At 51.5% G+C, this 17,491-nt stretch carries 15 protein-coding genes; 11 read left to right on the top strand and 4 right to left on the bottom strand.

The features are described from left to right. The first annotated feature begins 209 nt into the window (after positions 1–209). The 9 genes from MJZ26_02100 to MJZ26_02060 all read left to right on the top strand — a co-directional run bounded on the left by MJZ26_02100 (position 210) and on the right by MJZ26_02060 (position 12,345). A complete protein-coding gene (locus MJZ26_02100) occupies positions 210–3,056 on the top strand; it encodes a beta-galactosidase (protein ID MCQ2104561.1) in 2,847 nt (948 codons plus the stop codon). Positions 3,057–3,367: 311 nt separating this feature from the next. Beyond that, complete coding sequence (locus MJZ26_02095) at positions 3,368–4,642, top strand: glutamate-5-semialdehyde dehydrogenase (GenBank protein MCQ2104560.1); 1,275 nt, start codon at positions 3,368–3,370, stop codon at positions 4,640–4,642. A 24-nt stretch (positions 4,643–4,666) separates the two neighbouring features. After that, the gene (locus tag MJZ26_02090; protein MCQ2104559.1) at positions 4,667–5,662 is read left to right on the top strand and encodes a hypothetical protein; all 996 of its coding nucleotides are present in this window, start codon (positions 4,667–4,669) and stop codon (positions 5,660–5,662) included. Between the two features lie 23 nt (positions 5,663–5,685). Continuing rightward, entirely contained in the window at positions 5,686–6,036 is a 351-nt protein-coding gene (gene hisI / locus MJZ26_02085) for a phosphoribosyl-AMP cyclohydrolase (protein ID MCQ2104558.1), read from the top strand. Positions 6,037–6,074: 38 nt separating this feature from the next. After that, complete coding sequence (gene tilS / locus MJZ26_02080; protein ID MCQ2104557.1) at positions 6,075–7,121, top strand: tRNA lysidine(34) synthetase TilS; 1,047 nt, start codon at positions 6,075–6,077, stop codon at positions 7,119–7,121. Between the two features lie 61 nt (positions 7,122–7,182). After that, on the top strand, positions 7,183–9,321 hold the full coding sequence (gene ftsH, locus MJZ26_02075; GenBank protein ID MCQ2104556.1) for an ATP-dependent zinc metalloprotease FtsH: 2,139 nt from the start codon (positions 7,183–7,185) through the stop codon (positions 9,319–9,321). A 14-nt stretch (positions 9,322–9,335) separates the two neighbouring features. Then, entirely contained in the window at positions 9,336–10,220 is an 885-nt protein-coding gene (folP, locus tag MJZ26_02070; GenBank protein MCQ2104555.1) for a dihydropteroate synthase, read from the top strand. Further along, positions 10,207–11,049, top strand: a complete 843-nt coding sequence (gene cdaA, locus MJZ26_02065; GenBank protein ID MCQ2104554.1) for a diadenylate cyclase CdaA — start codon at positions 10,207–10,209, stop codon at positions 11,047–11,049. Before folP ends, cdaA begins: the two co-directional genes overlap by 14 nt. 36 nt (positions 11,050–11,085) lie before the next feature. Beyond that, positions 11,086–12,345 carry an SUMF1/EgtB/PvdO family nonheme iron enzyme gene (locus tag MJZ26_02060; protein ID MCQ2104553.1) on the top strand — a complete coding sequence of 420 codons (1,260 nt, stop codon included), beginning with the start codon at positions 11,086–11,088 and terminating at the stop codon, positions 12,343–12,345. A 33-nt stretch (positions 12,346–12,378) separates the two neighbouring features. Here MJZ26_02060 and MJZ26_02055 read toward each other — a convergent pair whose 3' ends face one another. After that, a complete protein-coding gene (locus tag MJZ26_02055) occupies positions 12,379–12,882 on the bottom strand; it encodes a hypothetical protein (protein ID MCQ2104552.1) in 504 nt (167 codons plus the stop codon). Positions 12,883–12,959: 77 nt separating this feature from the next. Here MJZ26_02055 and MJZ26_02050 point away from each other — a divergent pair, with 77 nt between their 5' ends. Then, a complete protein-coding gene (locus MJZ26_02050) occupies positions 12,960–13,316 on the top strand; it encodes a hypothetical protein (GenBank protein ID MCQ2104551.1) in 357 nt (118 codons plus the stop codon). 74 nt (positions 13,317–13,390) lie between these two features. On the opposite strand, the gene MJZ26_02045 is transcribed toward MJZ26_02050, so the two are convergent. Genes MJZ26_02045 through MJZ26_02035 form a run of 3 tightly spaced genes read right to left on the bottom strand, consistent with a single transcriptional unit; the run spans position 13,391 to position 15,891 of the window. Beyond that, complete coding sequence (locus MJZ26_02045; protein ID MCQ2104550.1) at positions 13,391–14,158, bottom strand: redoxin domain-containing protein; 768 nt, start codon at positions 14,156–14,158, stop codon at positions 13,391–13,393. Between the two features lie 27 nt (positions 14,159–14,185). After that, complete coding sequence (locus MJZ26_02040; protein MCQ2104549.1) at positions 14,186–14,764, bottom strand: hypothetical protein; 579 nt, start codon at positions 14,762–14,764, stop codon at positions 14,186–14,188. Further along, positions 14,761–15,891 carry a dihydroorotate oxidase gene (locus MJZ26_02035; GenBank protein MCQ2104548.1) on the bottom strand — a complete coding sequence of 377 codons (1,131 nt, stop codon included), beginning with the start codon at positions 15,889–15,891 and terminating at the stop codon, positions 14,761–14,763. Before MJZ26_02035 ends, MJZ26_02040 begins: the two co-directional genes overlap by 4 nt. Positions 15,892–16,107: 216 nt before the next feature. On the opposite strand from MJZ26_02035, the gene MJZ26_02030 reads away from it, so the two are divergent. Continuing rightward, entirely contained in the window at positions 16,108–17,487 is a 1,380-nt protein-coding gene (locus MJZ26_02030; protein MCQ2104547.1) for a M20/M25/M40 family metallo-hydrolase, read from the top strand. Positions 17,488–17,491: the final 4 nt, after the last annotated feature.

Below are 17,491 nucleotides of genomic sequence, written 5' to 3'. Positions count from 1 at the left end.
ATCCTTTTTAGGTTGCTATTGGAGCCCCAAATTTAGTAAGAATCTGTTGTTTATCAAAGGGTTAGAGCGAAAAAACCTCAACTTTTTCACATTTTTTCAACAAAGCAACAAAAAAGCACCCCATTTTTACCCCCTAGTCGTTCATTGCACACAGTTCATTGTTCATTTTTTCCTACCTTTGTCCCCGTATATTTTAAAAGGACACTCTAATGAGCAGAATTACGAGCCTGAATGGCGATTGGCAGATGATCTGGGACACTGAAGACCAGGGCATTTCTAACCGCTGGTATGCAACTTATCCCGAAAACACAGAAACTGTCCAGGTTCCCCACATTTGGGAACGTTCCTTCGACAAGCTTTTAATGTCCCAGGACTGCGCCTACTATTTTAAGCGTTTCACCATCGATGACGAAAAGCAGGTTTCCAAGAGAATCTTCCTGCAGTTTGATCGTATCGCAACCCATGCAACCGTTTGGCTCAACGGCAAGTTCCTGGGCACCCACTTTGGCGCCTACACACCGTTTATTCTCGAAACCCAGAAAGCCCTGAAGATCGGCGAAGAAAACATCCTCTGCGTCCGCGTTGCCAACATGGGCGCATCCAACAGCCGTATCGACTTCGGCCGTGAATCCAAGGAAGGTGCAGACGACCGTTACGCTCGCCCCGACGAAATGCCGGTAGGCCTCCCCTGGAACCAGTACCCCTTTGGCGGTATCTTTGGCGACGTCAAGCTGATTGTCGGTACCGCAGCCTTCATTTCCGATGTACATGTTGAACCGGACATGGACCAGGACCGAATCGCCTGCGAAGTCAGCTTCAACAATCCCCGCGGTTTCCAGACACGCCTGCGCGTCCTCATGAGAAATCCCGATGGCGACGTCTATGAGCACTTCATTGACAACATCAAGCTGGACAAGGAAAACGCAACCCAGCGTTACGTTTTCGAAGTCAAGGACATGAAGCGCGAAAAGTACACCTGGAGCCCGGACCACCCCAAGATGTTCGCCGTGGAATTCCAGATGGAAATCAAGGCCGCCAAGGAAAAAGGCAAGGAAATCAAGCGTCCTGAATACGCCTACCCCGTTGTCCGTACCTTCGGCTTCCGCAAGTTCGACTGCCTTAAGGGCGACTACTACCTGAACGACCAGATTCTCAAGATCCAGGGCGTGAGCTACAACCAACAGTGGAGCAAGGGCGGCCTCTGGACCTACAAGAACGAAAAGCTGGAAGAAGACTTGAAGGCCGTAAAGAACGCAGGTTTCAACGCAATCCGTTCCTGCGGTGCACCTTTGACCGAAGAAGCCTTGAACATCTGCGACAATCTCGGCCTCATCGTGTTCCAGGAATTCCCCATCCACACCATGCGTTCCACCCCCCAGGGTCTGGAAATCGCCAAGAAGCTGATCAACGACATCGTCAAGGAACAGCATAACCATCCTTGTATCGGCGCATGGGTCCTCGGTTCCGAAAACGGCACCTTCCTGCTGCAGAACGGCAACAAGATGCTGAACTCCATTAGCCCTGTGGACATGACCCGCCCGGCAATCAGCAACCTGAACAGCATTTACCTGGACAACGAAGGCAACTTCCGCAAGGATACCGGCAAGGTTGTTCCTGTAACGGTAGACCGCATTGACCGCTACGCCTCCTTGCGTATCAATCCCCGCATGAACCCCAGTGCAGCTTATAGCCATTACTTGGCCCACAGCTTCGACCGCGACAACGAAGAACTCATGGTTCCCGATGTCGGCCTGGGTGACGCCCATTTCCAGGACGAAGAAGAAAACGTTGCAAGCGATATCAGCAACAAGATTCTGGTTACAATGAAGAACCACACCTTGCTGCCCGAAACCGCCACCAATATTGAAGGCCCCCGTAGCGGCAAGAACCAGAAGGCAATCAAGACTTTCATTAAGAACATCGAAAACTTCGTTGAAAGCGACCTTTCCATCTGGAAGAGCTACGAAGACTTCTGTAAGGATTCCCGCCGCCTCGCAATCAAGAGCAAGCTGGACCAGATTACCGCCTTCCAGAGCAACCCTCAGGTTTCCGGTTTCTTCCTGGACCAGTGGGCTGACTACACCACGGACTTCAACGGTCTTTGCGACGAAAATCGCGTAAGCAAGGGCTTCGACGAATTCACCAAGGAAATTACCACCCCCAGCCGCGCACTCATTAGCGAACTGGAACACGTAGTCGCTCCCCAGGGTGAAGTCAGCTTCCAGGTAACCCTGCTTAACAACAAGCGTTACGAGGATGTTTCTGTGGAAGTCTCCCTGCAAGACGAAAAGGGCAAGGAAATTTCCAGCCAGACTCTGACCCCCGAGGAACCTGCCGGCAAGACCAGTCTTACCCAGATGGGCGTATGCACCATGATGGCCCCCCGTAGCGCTGGCAAGTACCAGATCAAGGTTACCCTGATTGCCGACGGCAAGACCGTCCACAGTTCTAGCGAAGACCTTGTTGTCATCGAACAGGCGGATGTAAAGAACGCCATGAAGAAGGTCTGCTTCCTGGACAACTGCGAAGAATCCAGCGATGCTCTCGCTGCTCTCACCGGCCCCGAACAGATTATCTTCACAGCAAACCTCAGTTCCTGGCCCGATGAAATTCTGGACAAGATTGTGGATGTTACAAAGAACAGTGGCAAGACCCTGCTTCTTTCCGACATGACCCAAGACGATATTGACTATATGAATCAGAGTCATCTGTTCGATTTCAATATCGAATCCCACTGGAGCACCGGCGCTAACGAAATGAGCATTCATTACCTGCCCAAGGGATCCGCCCTTTCTGGCGTATTCGGCGACAGCGCCGTGCTGGACCACATCTCCGCTGCAGTTGCACCGAGCCTTTCCCTGAATGAACTGCCTGGCGCAACCGTCTTCGCCCGCGACTTCACTCTGAAGGATGGCGAAATCAAGGCCGGCTCCGACCTGCAACTCTATCCCTTCGGTAAGGGTAAGATCATGTTCAACCAGTTCAACATCTTCGAAGGACTGGAAACAAACGCCCTGGCCGACAAGTTGTTCGCAAAGATCGTGGAACTGCTGTAATAGCGTAGAGCGTATAGGTTAAAAGTTAAAGAGGCCGCGGATATATTCCGCGGTCTCTTTTAGTTTGTTCAAACAAAAATAAATCGAAACAAAAAAAGACTCGGTGCCGTTTGAGAGAGAAGGCTAGCACCGAGTCTAAACACCCAAGTCCGATACCCTAGCGACTACCCGTTAATGTCGCGGATAAAAACAAACCTGTTTGATATTAAAATAATCTCAAATGTGACGAAAATCAAGTTTCAGTTCACATTTGACAGCCGCCGCATATTCCAAGTTGGAACATCGAAATGTTCAAAAGCTATATTTTGCGTATGAACACTGTCGATTTAGAGAAATATTCCGACCTTCTGGCAAACAACGCCCGTAAGGCAAGCAAGAAAATCCGTACCCTCAGTGCAGAGACCCGCAGCAAGGTTCTCGCCCGCGTGGCAGAACTGCTCCGCGCAAGCAAGCCGGAGATTCTTGCAGCCAACCAGATTGATGTGGATGCCGCCCGCGGCAAGATCAGCGATTCCATGCTGGACCGTCTGACTTTGAACGATGCACGCATCGAGACCATGGCCAAGGGCGCCGAAGAAATTGCGGCCTTTGCAGATCCGCTGAACAAGGAGCTTGAACATCGCTCTCTAAAGAATGGCATTGATATCCGCCGTGTGGCTGTGCCCATCGGCTCCGTGTTCTTTATTTTTGAAAGCCGCCCCAACGTGACTATCGACGGTGCCTGCCTCTGCTTTAAGGCGGGTAACGCAGTAATCCTCCGTGGCGGTAAGGAATCCTTGAACAGCGCCAAGTGCCTGGCTGAAATTTTCCGCAAGGCATTGACCGAAAACGGCGTTGAAGCGGACGCCGTCCAGCTGGTAACGGAAACCAGCCACGACCTGGTGGGCATGCTGCTCCAGCGCAACGACTGCATCGACCTGGTGATTCCTCGCGGTGGCGAACGTCTGATTCGCGCAGTTGTGGAACAGAGCAAGATCCCTGTGATCAAGCACTTTAACGGTATCTGCCATGTGTACGTAGACAAGGCTGCCGATATTGCCAAGGCAGAAAACATCTTGATTAACGCCAAGACTCAGCGTACCGGCGTCTGCAACGCCATGGAATGCGTCTTGTTTGACAAGGCCCTCCCCACTGCAGACGTCAAGCGTTTGGTAGAAGCCCTCACTAGCCGTGGCGTAGAACTGTTTGGTAACGCCGACGCCCAGAAGCGTCTGGAAGGTATCGCAAAGGTCACCGACATCGGCGGCGAAGCCAACTACCACACCGAGTATTTGGCTCTGAAGGCCAGCGTAAAGTTTGTGGAAAACGTGGAAGAAGCCGCAGACCACATCGAAAAGTACAGCAGCCGCCACACGGAAGCCATCGTTTCCGAAGACGTTGCCGCACAGGATTACTTCGTTGCAAACGTGGATTCCAGCAGCGTCATGGTAAACGCCAGCACCCGTTTTGCCGACGGCGGCGAATACGGTCTGGGTGCAGAAGTGGGCATTTCCACCGACAAGCTCCACGCTCGTGGCCCTATGGGTGTAGAAAGCCTCTGCACTTACAAGTGGGTGCTCCGCGGCGAAGGACAAGTTCGCGGTTAATGCTCAAAAAAGTTAGGAGGTTTTATGAGTTTTAAGAAAATGAATTTTGGGGCGCTGACGTTCACAGCAATCGCATTGTCTTTGTTGATTGGTTGCGGAGACGACTCTTCCGCCAATCCTCAAATTCCGTCAGAAAGCAACCAATCTACGTCAGCTGAAGAAGGCGCATTCCGCGTTGCACGTCCTGCAAAGTACGAAACCAAGGATGGCATCAATTATTTTACCTACTACTGGGGCAAATGCACCATCGTCAATGGAGTTTACTCTTGGAACCCCATGGGAGACGACAACATATACGCCTACACCATCAGTGCCGATTCCATGAAGGTGTATTACCGCAGCACAGAAGAATACGAAAACAGTTCTCCCTTGGACCCCGACATAGATTTCTTCATGTTCGGAGGAAACAACGATGGTTCTATTTGGGGTAGCTGGAATTCCGTCCACTGCGGAATTCGTAACGGAGTTTATACCTGCGGAAAGGCACAATTGTTCAATATGGCCTACGAATTCATGCAGGACTCCGTCATCAGCTACATGACAATCGACCCCAACTATGTCTTCATCAACGAAATGATGCACGACATTCTGGAAACGTACTTCAACATCTGTCCATACGATTACAATGAAGGTAGCGATAGCGAATACCCCCAGGACATCCCTCAAAAAGACGTGGCTTTTTCCAACTTGACGAAGAATACAGGAACCCTGACCATAGGCGGACAAAACATTGACGTTGAAGCATACGGAACCACCCGCATAAATGAAGCCCGCTATTCCTTCAAGGTTTCTTCCAATGGCGTAACCTGTTCCAACGAAACCACATTTGGCTACGTCAACAAACCGGAATTCTGCAGCGAAGCATACAGGGCCTACCTCACAAACAACTACTTGGAAATGAACGCAACCGATACCACAGAAACATTCTATCTCCGCGGACGTGGCAACGAGAAAGAATACAAAGACTGTCTGGCAGGACTATTTGCAAACAACCCGGCATACAAGCCAAGAAACGATTAAAACATCAACAAAAAGAGTGATCCATGAAGTTTGAAGATATCATGAAGGAAGTGAAGTTCGAAGTGGAAGTGGACGGCGTTATGCTTGCTCCCGCTATCGTTCAGGATGCAGACAAGGGCGACGTTCTCATGATGGCATGGATGAACGAAGAAGCTCTCCGCCGTACCCAGGAATGCGGTGAAATGGTTTTCTGGAGCCGCAGCCGTAAGGAATACTGGCACAAAGGCGACACCAGCGGAAACGTTATGACCGTCGTGGAATGGGCTACCGACTGCGATAGCGACGCCTTGCTCTTCAAGGTCCGCATGCAGGGCCCGCAAGTGGCTTGCCACACCGGTGCCCGCAGCTGCTTCTTTAAGGTTTGCGATAAATAGCGGAGAGGATAAAGGATAGAGGATAAAGGTTTTTTGTTTTGAGCAATCCCCCCCCATCATTCCTTGAATCCACAAGAAATAAAATCAAGCAAAACGGCTGGAAGCGATTGCTTCTTGCTGTTTCGGGCGGTTTGGACTCCATCTGTCTCGCCCACTTTTTTGTAACCCACAAAGCAGACCACGGCATTGAATGGCTGGGTATTGCCCATGTGCATCACGGGCTGCGAGAAGGAACAGCCGACAGGGATGCTGAATTTGTTCAAAATTTCGCCGTAAATTACAAAGCTCCCTTTTTCATAGAAAGGTTAGACGGCACCGCCCTTAAGAATGCAGGCGGATCCCTTGAAGAAAACGCCCGCGACGCCAGATACAGTGCACTGCGTCAATTCGCAGCAGAGAACTGCGCCGACGCCATCCTTACGGCCCACCACGCGGGAGACCAGGCAGAAACGATTTATCTAAGGTTGCGTCGCGGAGTAAGCCTGGCCGGACTCCGCGGAATTCAAGAGACAAGATCCTTCGGAAGCACGGAACTTTATCGACCTTTCTTAAATGTGACGCGAGAGGAACTGACTCAATACGCCGCCGAAAATGGTCTTGTATGGTGTGAAGATGAATCCAATTCCGACACCAAGTTTGCCCGCAACCAGATTCGTCACGTAGACCTTCCCTATCTTGAGAAAACAGTTCCCGAAGCTACTTTGCAGCTTTGCCATGTTGGATCCCTTGCCCAGAAAGCCTATTCCCGCGTTCTGGAAAAGGCGAATGCCATCTTTGATCCAGCCATGGTTTCGCCGCAGAACTGCCCCCACAGCGACGAATTCAGTCAATACGGAAAAGTCCTGACCATTGACCTTAAAAAATTTCCTAACGAACTACTGAGTTCTGAAATTTTCCGTCTCTGGCTAGAAACCAAGGGATTCAGGCTCGCAATCAATCAAAGCAAAGCTTGTTTACCCAATCCACTTCCAAGACATTTTAGACATAAGCAAATTATCCTTGAAAAACGGCGTAATATCCTTTGGTTTTGTGATTTAGCCTCAATCAAGGATAGCGACAATTTGTATCTTGTTATGGACAAGTAAAAGGCCGTTATCTGCGGCCTAAAATGCACGTATACAAGTTTATTAACGACCGAAGGAACGTATGAGTCAACCGAAAGGCAAGCCGACGCCCCCGTACAAGAACAAGAATTTCATCATCCTTATCGTGATGATTCTTTTACTGTTTATCATGTTCCCCTTGGCAGGCAAGGAAGGTGAATCCGACATAACTCGCACCGAATTCCTGGCCATGATGGGCGACTCCACCAAGGTCATTACGGAATTGACCCTCCAGAAGACCAAAGACGGCGTAATGATCGAAGGTGCCCGCGAAATGACACCCGAGGAACAGGCCGAGGCAAAGGCAAACCGTAGCGCTATCGCTAGGTTTACCAAGTCCGACAATGAAAAAGGTGGCACCAAGCGCTTTACCAGCCACATGCTGGACGTGACCAACGAACAGATTACCGCATGGGAAGTGTTCAAGGGCGTCAAGGTCAAGGTCATCCACGAAGAGACCTCTTGGATGGACACCCTTATCGCCTTCATGCCCGCAATCCTCCTGATTGTTTTCTTCTACTTCATGATGAACCGCCAGATGGGCGGAGGTGGCAAGAACCCCTTCTCCTTTGGCAAGAGCCAGGCCAAGCAACTTGACTCCAAGAAAAAGACCCTGTTCACCGATGTGGCTGGTTGCGACGAAGCAAAGCAAGACCTGCAGGAACTGGTTGAATTCTTGAAGGATCCAAAGAAGTTCGACGCACTGGGCGGCCGTATTCCCAAGGGAGCCCTGCTGGTTGGTCCTCCGGGTACCGGTAAGACTTTGCTCGCCCGCGCCGTGGCTGGCGAAGCTGGCGTACCCTTCTTTAGCATGAGCGGTTCCGACTTTGTGGAAATGTTCGTGGGTGTGGGCGCAAGCCGTGTCCGTGATCTTTTTGAAAACGGAAAGAAGAACGCCCCTTGTATCCTGTTTATTGATGAAATTGATGCCGTAGGTCGCCAGCGTGGCGCGGGCCTTGGCGGTGGACACGACGAACGTGAACAGACCTTGAACCAGCTCCTGGTGGAGATGGACGGTTTCTCCGCCAACGAAGGCGTTATCCTTATTGCAGCCACCAACCGTCCCGATGTATTGGACAAGGCCTTGCTCCGTCCGGGCCGTTTTGACCGACAAATTGTGGTTGGCCTCCCCGACCTGAAGGGCCGTGAAGAAATCCTCCGCGTCCACCTGAAAAAGAGAAAGGTGCCTCTGGCAGATGACGTGGACATAAAGGCCGTTGCAAAGGGAACTCCTGGCTTGGCTGGTGCCGATCTTGAAAACCTTGTAAACGAAGCAGCCCTCATGGCAGCCCGCTTCAACAACAAGAAAGTTACCATGCTGGACTTCGAGGAAGCCCGCGACAAGCTCTCTATGGGTGCAGAACGCCGTACTCTCCTGATGACCGACGAAGAGAAACGTCATACCGCCTACCACGAAGCAGGCCATGCCCTCATGACGCTCCTCTGCAAGAACAGCGACCCGCTCCACAAGATCACCATCATTCCTCGTGGCCGAGCCCTGGGCGTTACCATGGCACTGCCGGAACGAGACCAAGTCAGCTACAGTCGCGAATATGCCGAAGAACGTATCATGATCATGATGTCCGGTCGTCTCGCCGAACTGATTTTCTTCAACCACCAGAGTACCGGAGCCTCCAACGACATTATGCGAGCCACTGAGCTTGCCCGCAAGATGGTTACCGAATGGGGCTTCGACGACGAAATCGGCCCTGTCTGCTACAGCCGAGCCGATGGCGAAGTATTCCTGGGACGCGAAATCAGCAAGCCCAAGGAAATGTCCGAGATGATGGCAGAAAAGATCGACAACGCCGTCAACGGACTGATCAGACGTCTTGACACCCAGGCTCGCAACCTCCTGGAAGAAAACCGCGAACAGTTGAAGACCCTGGCCGAAGCCCTCTTTGAATTCGAAGTCCTCGACCGTGAGGAAATCGACCGCGTCATGGCAGGCGAAAAGCTGGAAGGAACCAAGAAGAGCCGTCAGTACAAGGCCATGGAAGAACTGGCCGAAAAGAAGAAGATGGTCGACGTTCCGCCCCCCGACCCCGGAGCAAATCCTCCGACAGCACCGGCCGCAGACGCCCCCGTTACCGAAGTCAAGCCAGCTCCGGCAGAAGGCGGCGAAACTGTCCATGAAAATTCTTCTGAAGTTCCCCCCGAAGAACCCAAGCCCCAAGCTTAAAAAGACTACGGATTATGTTTAAAGAACTGCTTTCCAAATCAAGAGCTCTTCCTTGGAAAATCGGCAAAGACCTGCTGGATTGCAGGCCTACCCCCTTGATCATGGGAATCGTGAATGTAACCCCGGACAGTTTCTTCGACGGTGGAACACACAACACCCTGGATGCAGCCTTTGATCATGCACGAAAACTCATTGAAGAAGGCGCAACCATCATCGATATCGGTGGCGAAAGCAGTCGCCCCGGGAGCGCCCCTGTTCCCGTTCAAGAAGAAATCGACCGTGTCTGCCCCTTGGTGGAAAAGCTTGCACCCTTTGCCCAAGAAATGGGCATCTACCTTTCCATCGACACCGTGAAATCCGCTGTAGCCAAGGAAACCATGCACCTGGGTGCCCATATCATCAACGATATCAGCGCTCTGACCATGGACCCGGAAATGGCACAGACCGTTGCCGAAACTAAGGCGTCCGTTGTATTGAACCACATCCGCGGTAACTTCGGCACCATGCAGCAGGATTTCAAGCCCTACGAGAACGTGGTCAAGGAAGTTCACGACGAACTGATGGACCAGGTACTTAAGCTTCTAGCACTTGGTGTAGATCCGCAAAAAATCTGCATCGACCCCGGTATCGGCTTTGGTAAGACAGCCCAGGACAACATCGACCTGATGAAGTCCGTCGAAGATTTCCTGGAGGAAGGCTACCCCATCCTGATTGGTTCTTCAAGAAAATCCTACATCGGCAAGATGAAGGGACTCGAAACCAGCGACCGCCTGATTCCCACCGTTACCGCAGGCATCGTTGCCGCCCTCGGTGGAGCAAGTGTAATTCGCGTCCACGACGTTAAGGAAGCCAAGGAATCTATGCTTTATCTGGAGGCCATGACCAATGGTTCTATTTAAGCTATTCGATATTATTGATGTCCGTATGGCGGATATCCTGGATGTTCTCCTGATATCCATCATCATCTACTACATCTTCCTATTGTTCCGCGGAACCCGCGCCGCCCAGATGATCTTTGGTGGGCTTCTCCTGATCCTCGCCTGGATTATTGCACAGTGGTGGGAACTGCACACCGTCGTGTGGCTCATCAGTAACCTGGCAACGCTTGGTATTATCGCCATCGTGATTTTGTTCCAGCCCGAAATTCGAAGCGCCTTGACCCGAATCGGCCAGGCAGCAAGTAAGCTGGACTTCCACAATATATTCTTCCACGCCAGCGGCCTTGACGAAATCACCAAGACCATCGCAGCCGCCGTCCAAGACCTGGCCAAGACCAGAACCGGTGCACTGATCGTTCTCGAAAAACGCGTTGGTCTAAAGAACTACGCCGACACCGGTGAAATCCTAGATGCAAGAATCAGTTCCAGACTTTTACGAGCCCTGTTCTTCCCTAACTCCGCACTCCATGACGGTGCCGTCATCTTGAATAGCAAGCGCATCGTGGCTGCAGGCTGTATTCTTCCCATGCCTACAGGCAACGCCGAAAAGGAAGCTGGCTACGGCATGCGCCATCGTGCTGCCAAGGCCCTGGCCTCCGAATGTGACGCCCTGGTGATAGTCGTGTCCGAAGAAACGGGTTACATTTCCATCGCCTATCGAAACTCCCTGCGCCGTAACATCAGCGTCCAGGAATTGAAGCAGGAAATCATTCGCCACTGGGGTGAACTTTTCAATGATGTCCGCGAATCGGCAAAGCAGGATGCAATTGCCGCAGAAAAGGCAGACTAGTAAAGACATTTATTTAGGTTTAAAAAAGAGACTTTTATGGCAGAGCAAAATCAGAATAATACACAAGGCAACGATTCCCAAAAGAAGAACCGCAAGAAAAAGAATATCGTCATTCTTGTCCTGATGTTCCTTCTGCTGACATGTCTTTTCATTGCGCAGTGTCAGCTCGACGAAATGAAGCAGGAAGCCCTAGCTCGCCAGCAGCAGTCCGAATTGGAACTGCAGCGTCAGCGTTCTCTTGACAGTCTCCGCAATCTTGAAAAGCTTCGCGCCGACAGCCTCCGTGCAGCCGATTCCCTGGCAGCACTCCGCGCCGACAGCGCCCGTATCGCCGACAGCCTGCGTATTGCAGATTCCCTGGCAAACCTAAAACCGGAAATTAACCGCGACAGCCTCCGTCACGTTCGCGACAGCATCAAGCACGTCAAGGACAGCCTTGCCCTTCTGGAAAAGGCCCGTCAGGATAGCCTCAAGGCCGTAGCCGACAGCATCGCAGCCGCCGACAAGGCCCGCGCCGAGGAAGCCGAAAAGAAACGCATTCAGGACAGCATCCGTAACTCCGACAAGGTTCCGCCGGTTGCCGAAATCGCACCTCCCGCAGGCCGTTACTACGACCCCATCAAGCTGAAGGTCAAGTGCGACGAAATCAAGTGCAAGACATTCCTTTCCATTGGCGACACACTGAACCCCGTCGAAGCAGGCAAGGCCATCGAATACAACAAGACCGGTTCCGTATTCTATTTCGCAGAAGACTCTGTTGGAAACCGCACCCCGTGGGAAGAAGCCAAGTACGACATGGCCAGCGACAACATCTGCGGCAAGAACGCCTATCCCGTTCCCGTTGGCGGCAAGACCGTGTGCGTCGACGCCTACGAATATCCCAACAAGGCTGACGAACTTCCCAAGGACATGGTCAGCCAGGAAGAAGCAGTGGCCCTCTGCGCCAAGGAAGGCAAGCACCTCTGCAGCATAGACGAATGGCAGGCAGCCTGTCGCGGCAAGGACAACTACAAGTACTCCTACGGCGATTCCTACAAGCAGAACAAGTGCAACACCAACACCAAGGCCGCCAAGCGCGTTGGCCGCAAGGAACAGTGCCGTAGCTGGTGGGGCATGTACGACATGAACGGAAATCTCTGGGAATGGACATCTACTGCAAGCAAGGACCATCCCAACATGTTCCTGGTAGCAGGCGGTGCCTGGAATACCAACAATGGAAGCAAGTGTACCGAAAGCAAGTTCAGCTTCTATCCCCAGAATCAGTATCCTTCTGTAGGTTTCCGCTGCTGTAAGTAGTCGCAAGGGGGCTGGCGCAAAGCTCCGGAATAACTAGTCCCGCATCTCCACATGAAGATGTTCCGCCTCGTCTTTTTCCCAGATAACCTTGAATCGATCCTTAAGTCGTTGATCCACAAGATCGACGATTTTTTTTCTGTCTTCGTAAGGAATGTACTTGATTCTAAAATCCATGGCAGCATTCTTGTAATGTTTTGAATTCTGCTTATGGTAGGGATAATCGTTACCGCTGGTGATTACTGGAACATAGTCGTCACCAAGAACCACATGGAAGGCATGGACAATTTCAATTCCGGCAGTATCCATTGCAGGTAAAAGGCTTTCCAGGTACACACCAGCCTTTTGCCTAGTCCGTTTCAGCAGTAGGCGGTGAACTTCCCTGTCGTTAAAGGGACGCATTTTCAAATGCCTTATGTACTCCTCTGCCGACCAGGTATCCTCTATGTACTTCGGTTCATACTTCGGAATAGGCCTGTCATTGACCTTGATCAGCCTGTATATGCCAATCAGCAAGGCCACAGCAAGAACAGGTGCCAATAGATAAATATGCCGTATTAGGTAATTCATTGGTTACATTATGTTTTTTTTCACTCAAAAATACTATTTTAAATGACATGAAAAAGATTCTCTCTCTCTCTGCAATTCTGCTTTCTACCCTCCTCCTCAACGCCTGCGGTGAAAATGCCGGCAGCTACGTAGGACAGTGGCAAGGTGAAGCCAACATGATCTTCGAAGTGTTGAGCACCGACAACCAGAACTTCACCATTCGCAATGTCAATGGCGATCTTGAAGCAACCGCCCAAGACGGCAAGATCTGTGGCAAGAACTCCCTGAACATGACCTACTGCATGAGCGTCAAGGGTGATTCCGCCTACTATGAATTTGGTGGTATCACTACCGGTTACAAGCGTATCAGCAAGGCCGAGTACGACAAGCTGTTCGCCACCCAGAAAAAGGCTTCCGTCCATTAATATTCAACAACCTTTAAAAAAAGAGTCCCTGGTTCAAGACCGGGGACTTTGCTTTTTGCTAGAACGTGCAGGAATTACTTCGCTTCGTTCATAACTTCCAGCACCAGCTTTTCTACCATAGCTTCGCTGGGAGCGCCGCTCCATACGCGCTTAATGTATCCATCCTGATCAAGAAGCATTAGGGTGGGTACCGCGTGGATTCCATAGCGACGCCACATGTCCTGGGTTGCGTCTCGATACAGCGGATAGGGGGACGCATGCTGCTGGGCGTAGAACTGGTTCAGCACGGAGACTTCCTCGTTAGAGATGCCTATGACTTCAAGCCCCTTTGCATTGTATTTCTTGTAGACGCTCGCCAGGACCGGCAAAGTCTTGCGGCAAGGACCGCACCAGGTAGCCCAGAAATCCAGCAGCGTAGCCTTGGGCTTTGCCAGGCGCCTTTCGCCATTCTTGTAGAAGTTGGCTTTGAATTCAGCAATCTTGCTACCGATGGCAGAGCCGGTCAAGTCACTGATATCATCGGGACGTTCAGTCAGTTTCACATTCAAGGGAATCTTTTTACCGTCTCTTGCAATTTCAATCTTGATGTTCTGCCCGGCCTTGCCCTTGGACACTGCACTCTGAATCTGCGACATGTCGGTAAGGGCTACACCCTGGACACCGATAATCTGGTCGCCAGCAACCATGCCTGCGGTAAAGCAACCGGAACCTGGATGAACGCCCTTTACATCCAGCGCCAGATGATTTTCAAAAACTCCTTTCTTGAAGGTAACACCAAGCCATGGAGCCGCCAACGACAAAGTGGATAACATTAGAACAGCGGACAACAAAGATTTTTTCATCTAGAACTCCAACTGAAATAACCTATGCTAGAACAGGAAAACGCCTACAGAAAAATTGGTTACCATGTGGGTTTCTCGGGCAATCAACTTGCCTTCATCGAAATCGGCTATTGTCTCCCCTATGAGATAGGAAATCTTGATTTCCATACGGCACAGGAGATCGGCCTTACGCAAGGGCATGAAGTCGCGGCCATACCCCACAGAGATAGTCGGCACGAAATAGCTTTCGTCAAACTTTTCAAAGTACATACCGGCCACCGCCAGATGGATAAAGTCATCGTAGCCGACTTCCATCATGGTTCCGCCAAAGAAGAAGCGGTAATCCAAGGCCACATCCAACAGTTCTCCGCCAAACTGGACGCCCGCGGCCAACCCGAGGGAATGTTTGGGAAGGAGGCGGTACTCCCCTGCAGCAGATGCGCCCACATCCAGAGCGTTGAGATAGAAGCCAATATCGAAGGAACCGCCAAATATCCAGGAGGGCAACTCCCGCGGAGGCTCTACACGGGGCGTTGTTTCGTCCAGAAAGTAGCCAGCAAAAGAAGCTGACAGCAGGAGACCTACCGTCAGCACAGTTCTAGCGACAATCCGTCCGAATTGAATCAACGAGCAACCTTTGTCTGCTTGGGATTACGATCGTCATATTCTGCCAGGGAGCTGTAGCCATCTTCCTTGAGGGCGACTTCCAGTTCCTTACGCATGGCGTGTGCAGCCATCCAGCGGAAAGCCACCACGGAATAGCACTGCACCGCATCTACACCCAGCTTAATCAAGTCATAAACCTTGAAGCCATGGTCGATACCGCCACAGGCAATGACGCTCATTTCCGGATAATGTTCACGGATATACTTTACGTTCCACAGCATGTTTTCGTAAAGAGGACGACCGGACATGCCGCCGCAATCACCATCGGCACGGAGCGGAGTAAGATCTTCGAACTTGGTCTGTACCGGAAGTTCGCTGATCTTCTTTGTAGGATAGGTATTTCCTACCACAACGCCGTTGACACCGCAACGGACAAGCATGTCCATGATGTTCACCAAGTGACGTTCGGAAAGGTCCGGACTGATCTTTGCATAGACAGCCTTGCGCAAAGTCTGCGAGTTACGGAAGTTCATGATTTCACTGAAGATCTTTTCCGTAAGGGTCAAGTCCATGTCTACACGGGATTCACCGGTGTTGGGGCAGCTCACGTTAATTTCGATATAGTCGCCAGCCTTGTAGGCAATGGCGAAGCTTTCTACTACATCCTTCAGTTTTTCATTTTCATCTGTAAGGCCCGGGGTTTCCGCCACGGAAACGCCAACGCACAAGCCCACCTTATGAGCCTTGGTCAACTGGGAATCGACACGCTTGGCAATGACTTCAACGCCTTCGTTATTCAAGCCCATGCTATTATGGATGGCCCTTTCTTCTTCAAGGAAACCAATGCGGGGACGATGGGTATTGCCTTCACGGAAATTACGGGTCGCGGTACCAACAGAAATACCACCGAAACCCATGTTGGCATAATCGCAAATACGCTTAGCGGTCTTGTTGGCACCTGCAGCCAGAATAATGGGACAGCCGAAGTAAAGGGAGTTGCTATGGTCCGGGAAGGACACCACACGCTTGAGGGTCTTGCTCAAGTCCGGACGACCACCCATGAAGGGAATCACGGGAGCAAATTTTGCTACATGCTTCAGGGAATCATGGCGAAATTCAGGGTACTTATGGAACACCTTTCTGATCATGGCCAAAACCCTGTCGCCAAAGTTTAAATAATATTCGTGATTTACACAGTTAAAACTCATAAGTAAAACCTTTTCCTAAAGAATCACGATTAGTGACTCTAATCACTATCTTGATTTTATTCCTTTCAAAAAATAGCAAATAAAGGGGGGCAACGCCCAAAACCAAAGTTCTTTACTATCTTATTCGCGTATAAATATATAACAGAATTTCGTAATATGCAGGAACAACTGAAAAAGACCATTCACGACAAAATGCCGGAGTACATTGAACAGCTCCGCCAGTTGGTTCGTATTCCCTCCATCAGTTTCGACAATTTCGACCAGAAGTTTGTCCTTGAATCCGCTGAAGCCGTCAAGAAGATGTTCATTGACGCGGGTCTCACCAACGTACAGTTCCTGCTTCCCGAAAGCGGCCGCCCCACGGTCTACGGTGAAAGCCTCACCAGCCCGGACAAGCCCACCATCCTTTTGTACGCCCATCACGACGTGCAGCCGCCCATGCGCGAAGCCCTTTGGAATACCAAGCCCTTCGAAGCAACCGTCAGTGCCGATGGCGAAAGGCTCTTTGGCCGTGGCACCGCCGACGACAAGGCAGGTATCATCACCCACCTTGCAGCTCTTGAACAGGTTCGCGCTTGGAAAAAGCAGGATGGTCCAAACCTTAAGTTTATCATCGAAGGCGAAGAAGAATCCGGCAGCGCCGGATTCGAGGGCCTGTTGAAGGCCCATGCCCAGCTCCTGAAAAGCGACGCAGTCATTATTGCGGACCTGGGCAACTTCGCCAAGAGAACGCCCTCCATTACAGCCACCCTCCGTGGCATGAGCGCCATCTCTGTCGTACTCCGCTCTACAAAGGCGCCCCTTCATTCCGGTTCCTGGTCAGGCCCTATTCCCGACCCAGGTCAGGCTCTCTGCCGTATCATTGCAAGCCTTACTGACGGCACCGGCAAGATCCTCATCCCCCATTTCGAGGATGGACTTGTACCGCCTACGGCCGAGGAACTTACCTCCTACAAGAGCCTGGGCATGACCGAGAAAATCTTCCGTAACGACGGCGGCGTACTGGACAGCGTCAAGCTCAAATGCAGCGAAGACGAAATCCTGGAAACCCTATGGCGCAAGCCCAGCCTGGTGGTGACCGCCATGGAAGTGGGCAGCCGTACCAACGCCGGAAACGTCCTTCAGGACAGCGCCTATGCCCGAATCGGCATTCGCCTTGCTCCCGGCATGGACGCAGTACGCTGCACACAGCTGCTGGTAGACTTTATCAAGAAACAGGTTCCCTATGGCCTCGCCTGCGAAATCGAGACCGAAGACGGAGCCAACCCCTTTGTCACTGATACGGATCACCCCTTCTTCAAGAAGATGAGCGAAGCCATGGCCTCCGCCTACGGAACCGAAACCAAGATTGTCGGCTGCGGCGCAAGCATCCCCGGCGCAGAACTTTTCCGTAGCATCCTCGGCGACATTCCCATTCTCATGACCGGTCTCGAAGACCCTGAATGCAACGCCCACGGAGAAAACGAAAGCCTTTACCTGCCAGACTTCGAAAGCGGCATCCTGTCGGAAACCCTGTTCTTTGGAGGCCTCTGCTAAGAGG

The sequence above is a fragment of the Fibrobacter sp. genome, assembly GCA_024398965.1.
Lineage (GTDB): Bacteria > Fibrobacterota > Fibrobacteria > Fibrobacterales > Fibrobacteraceae > Fibrobacter.
The sequence above is the reverse complement of the archived record's forward strand: the minus strand, read 5'-3'. Positions and strand labels throughout refer to the sequence as shown.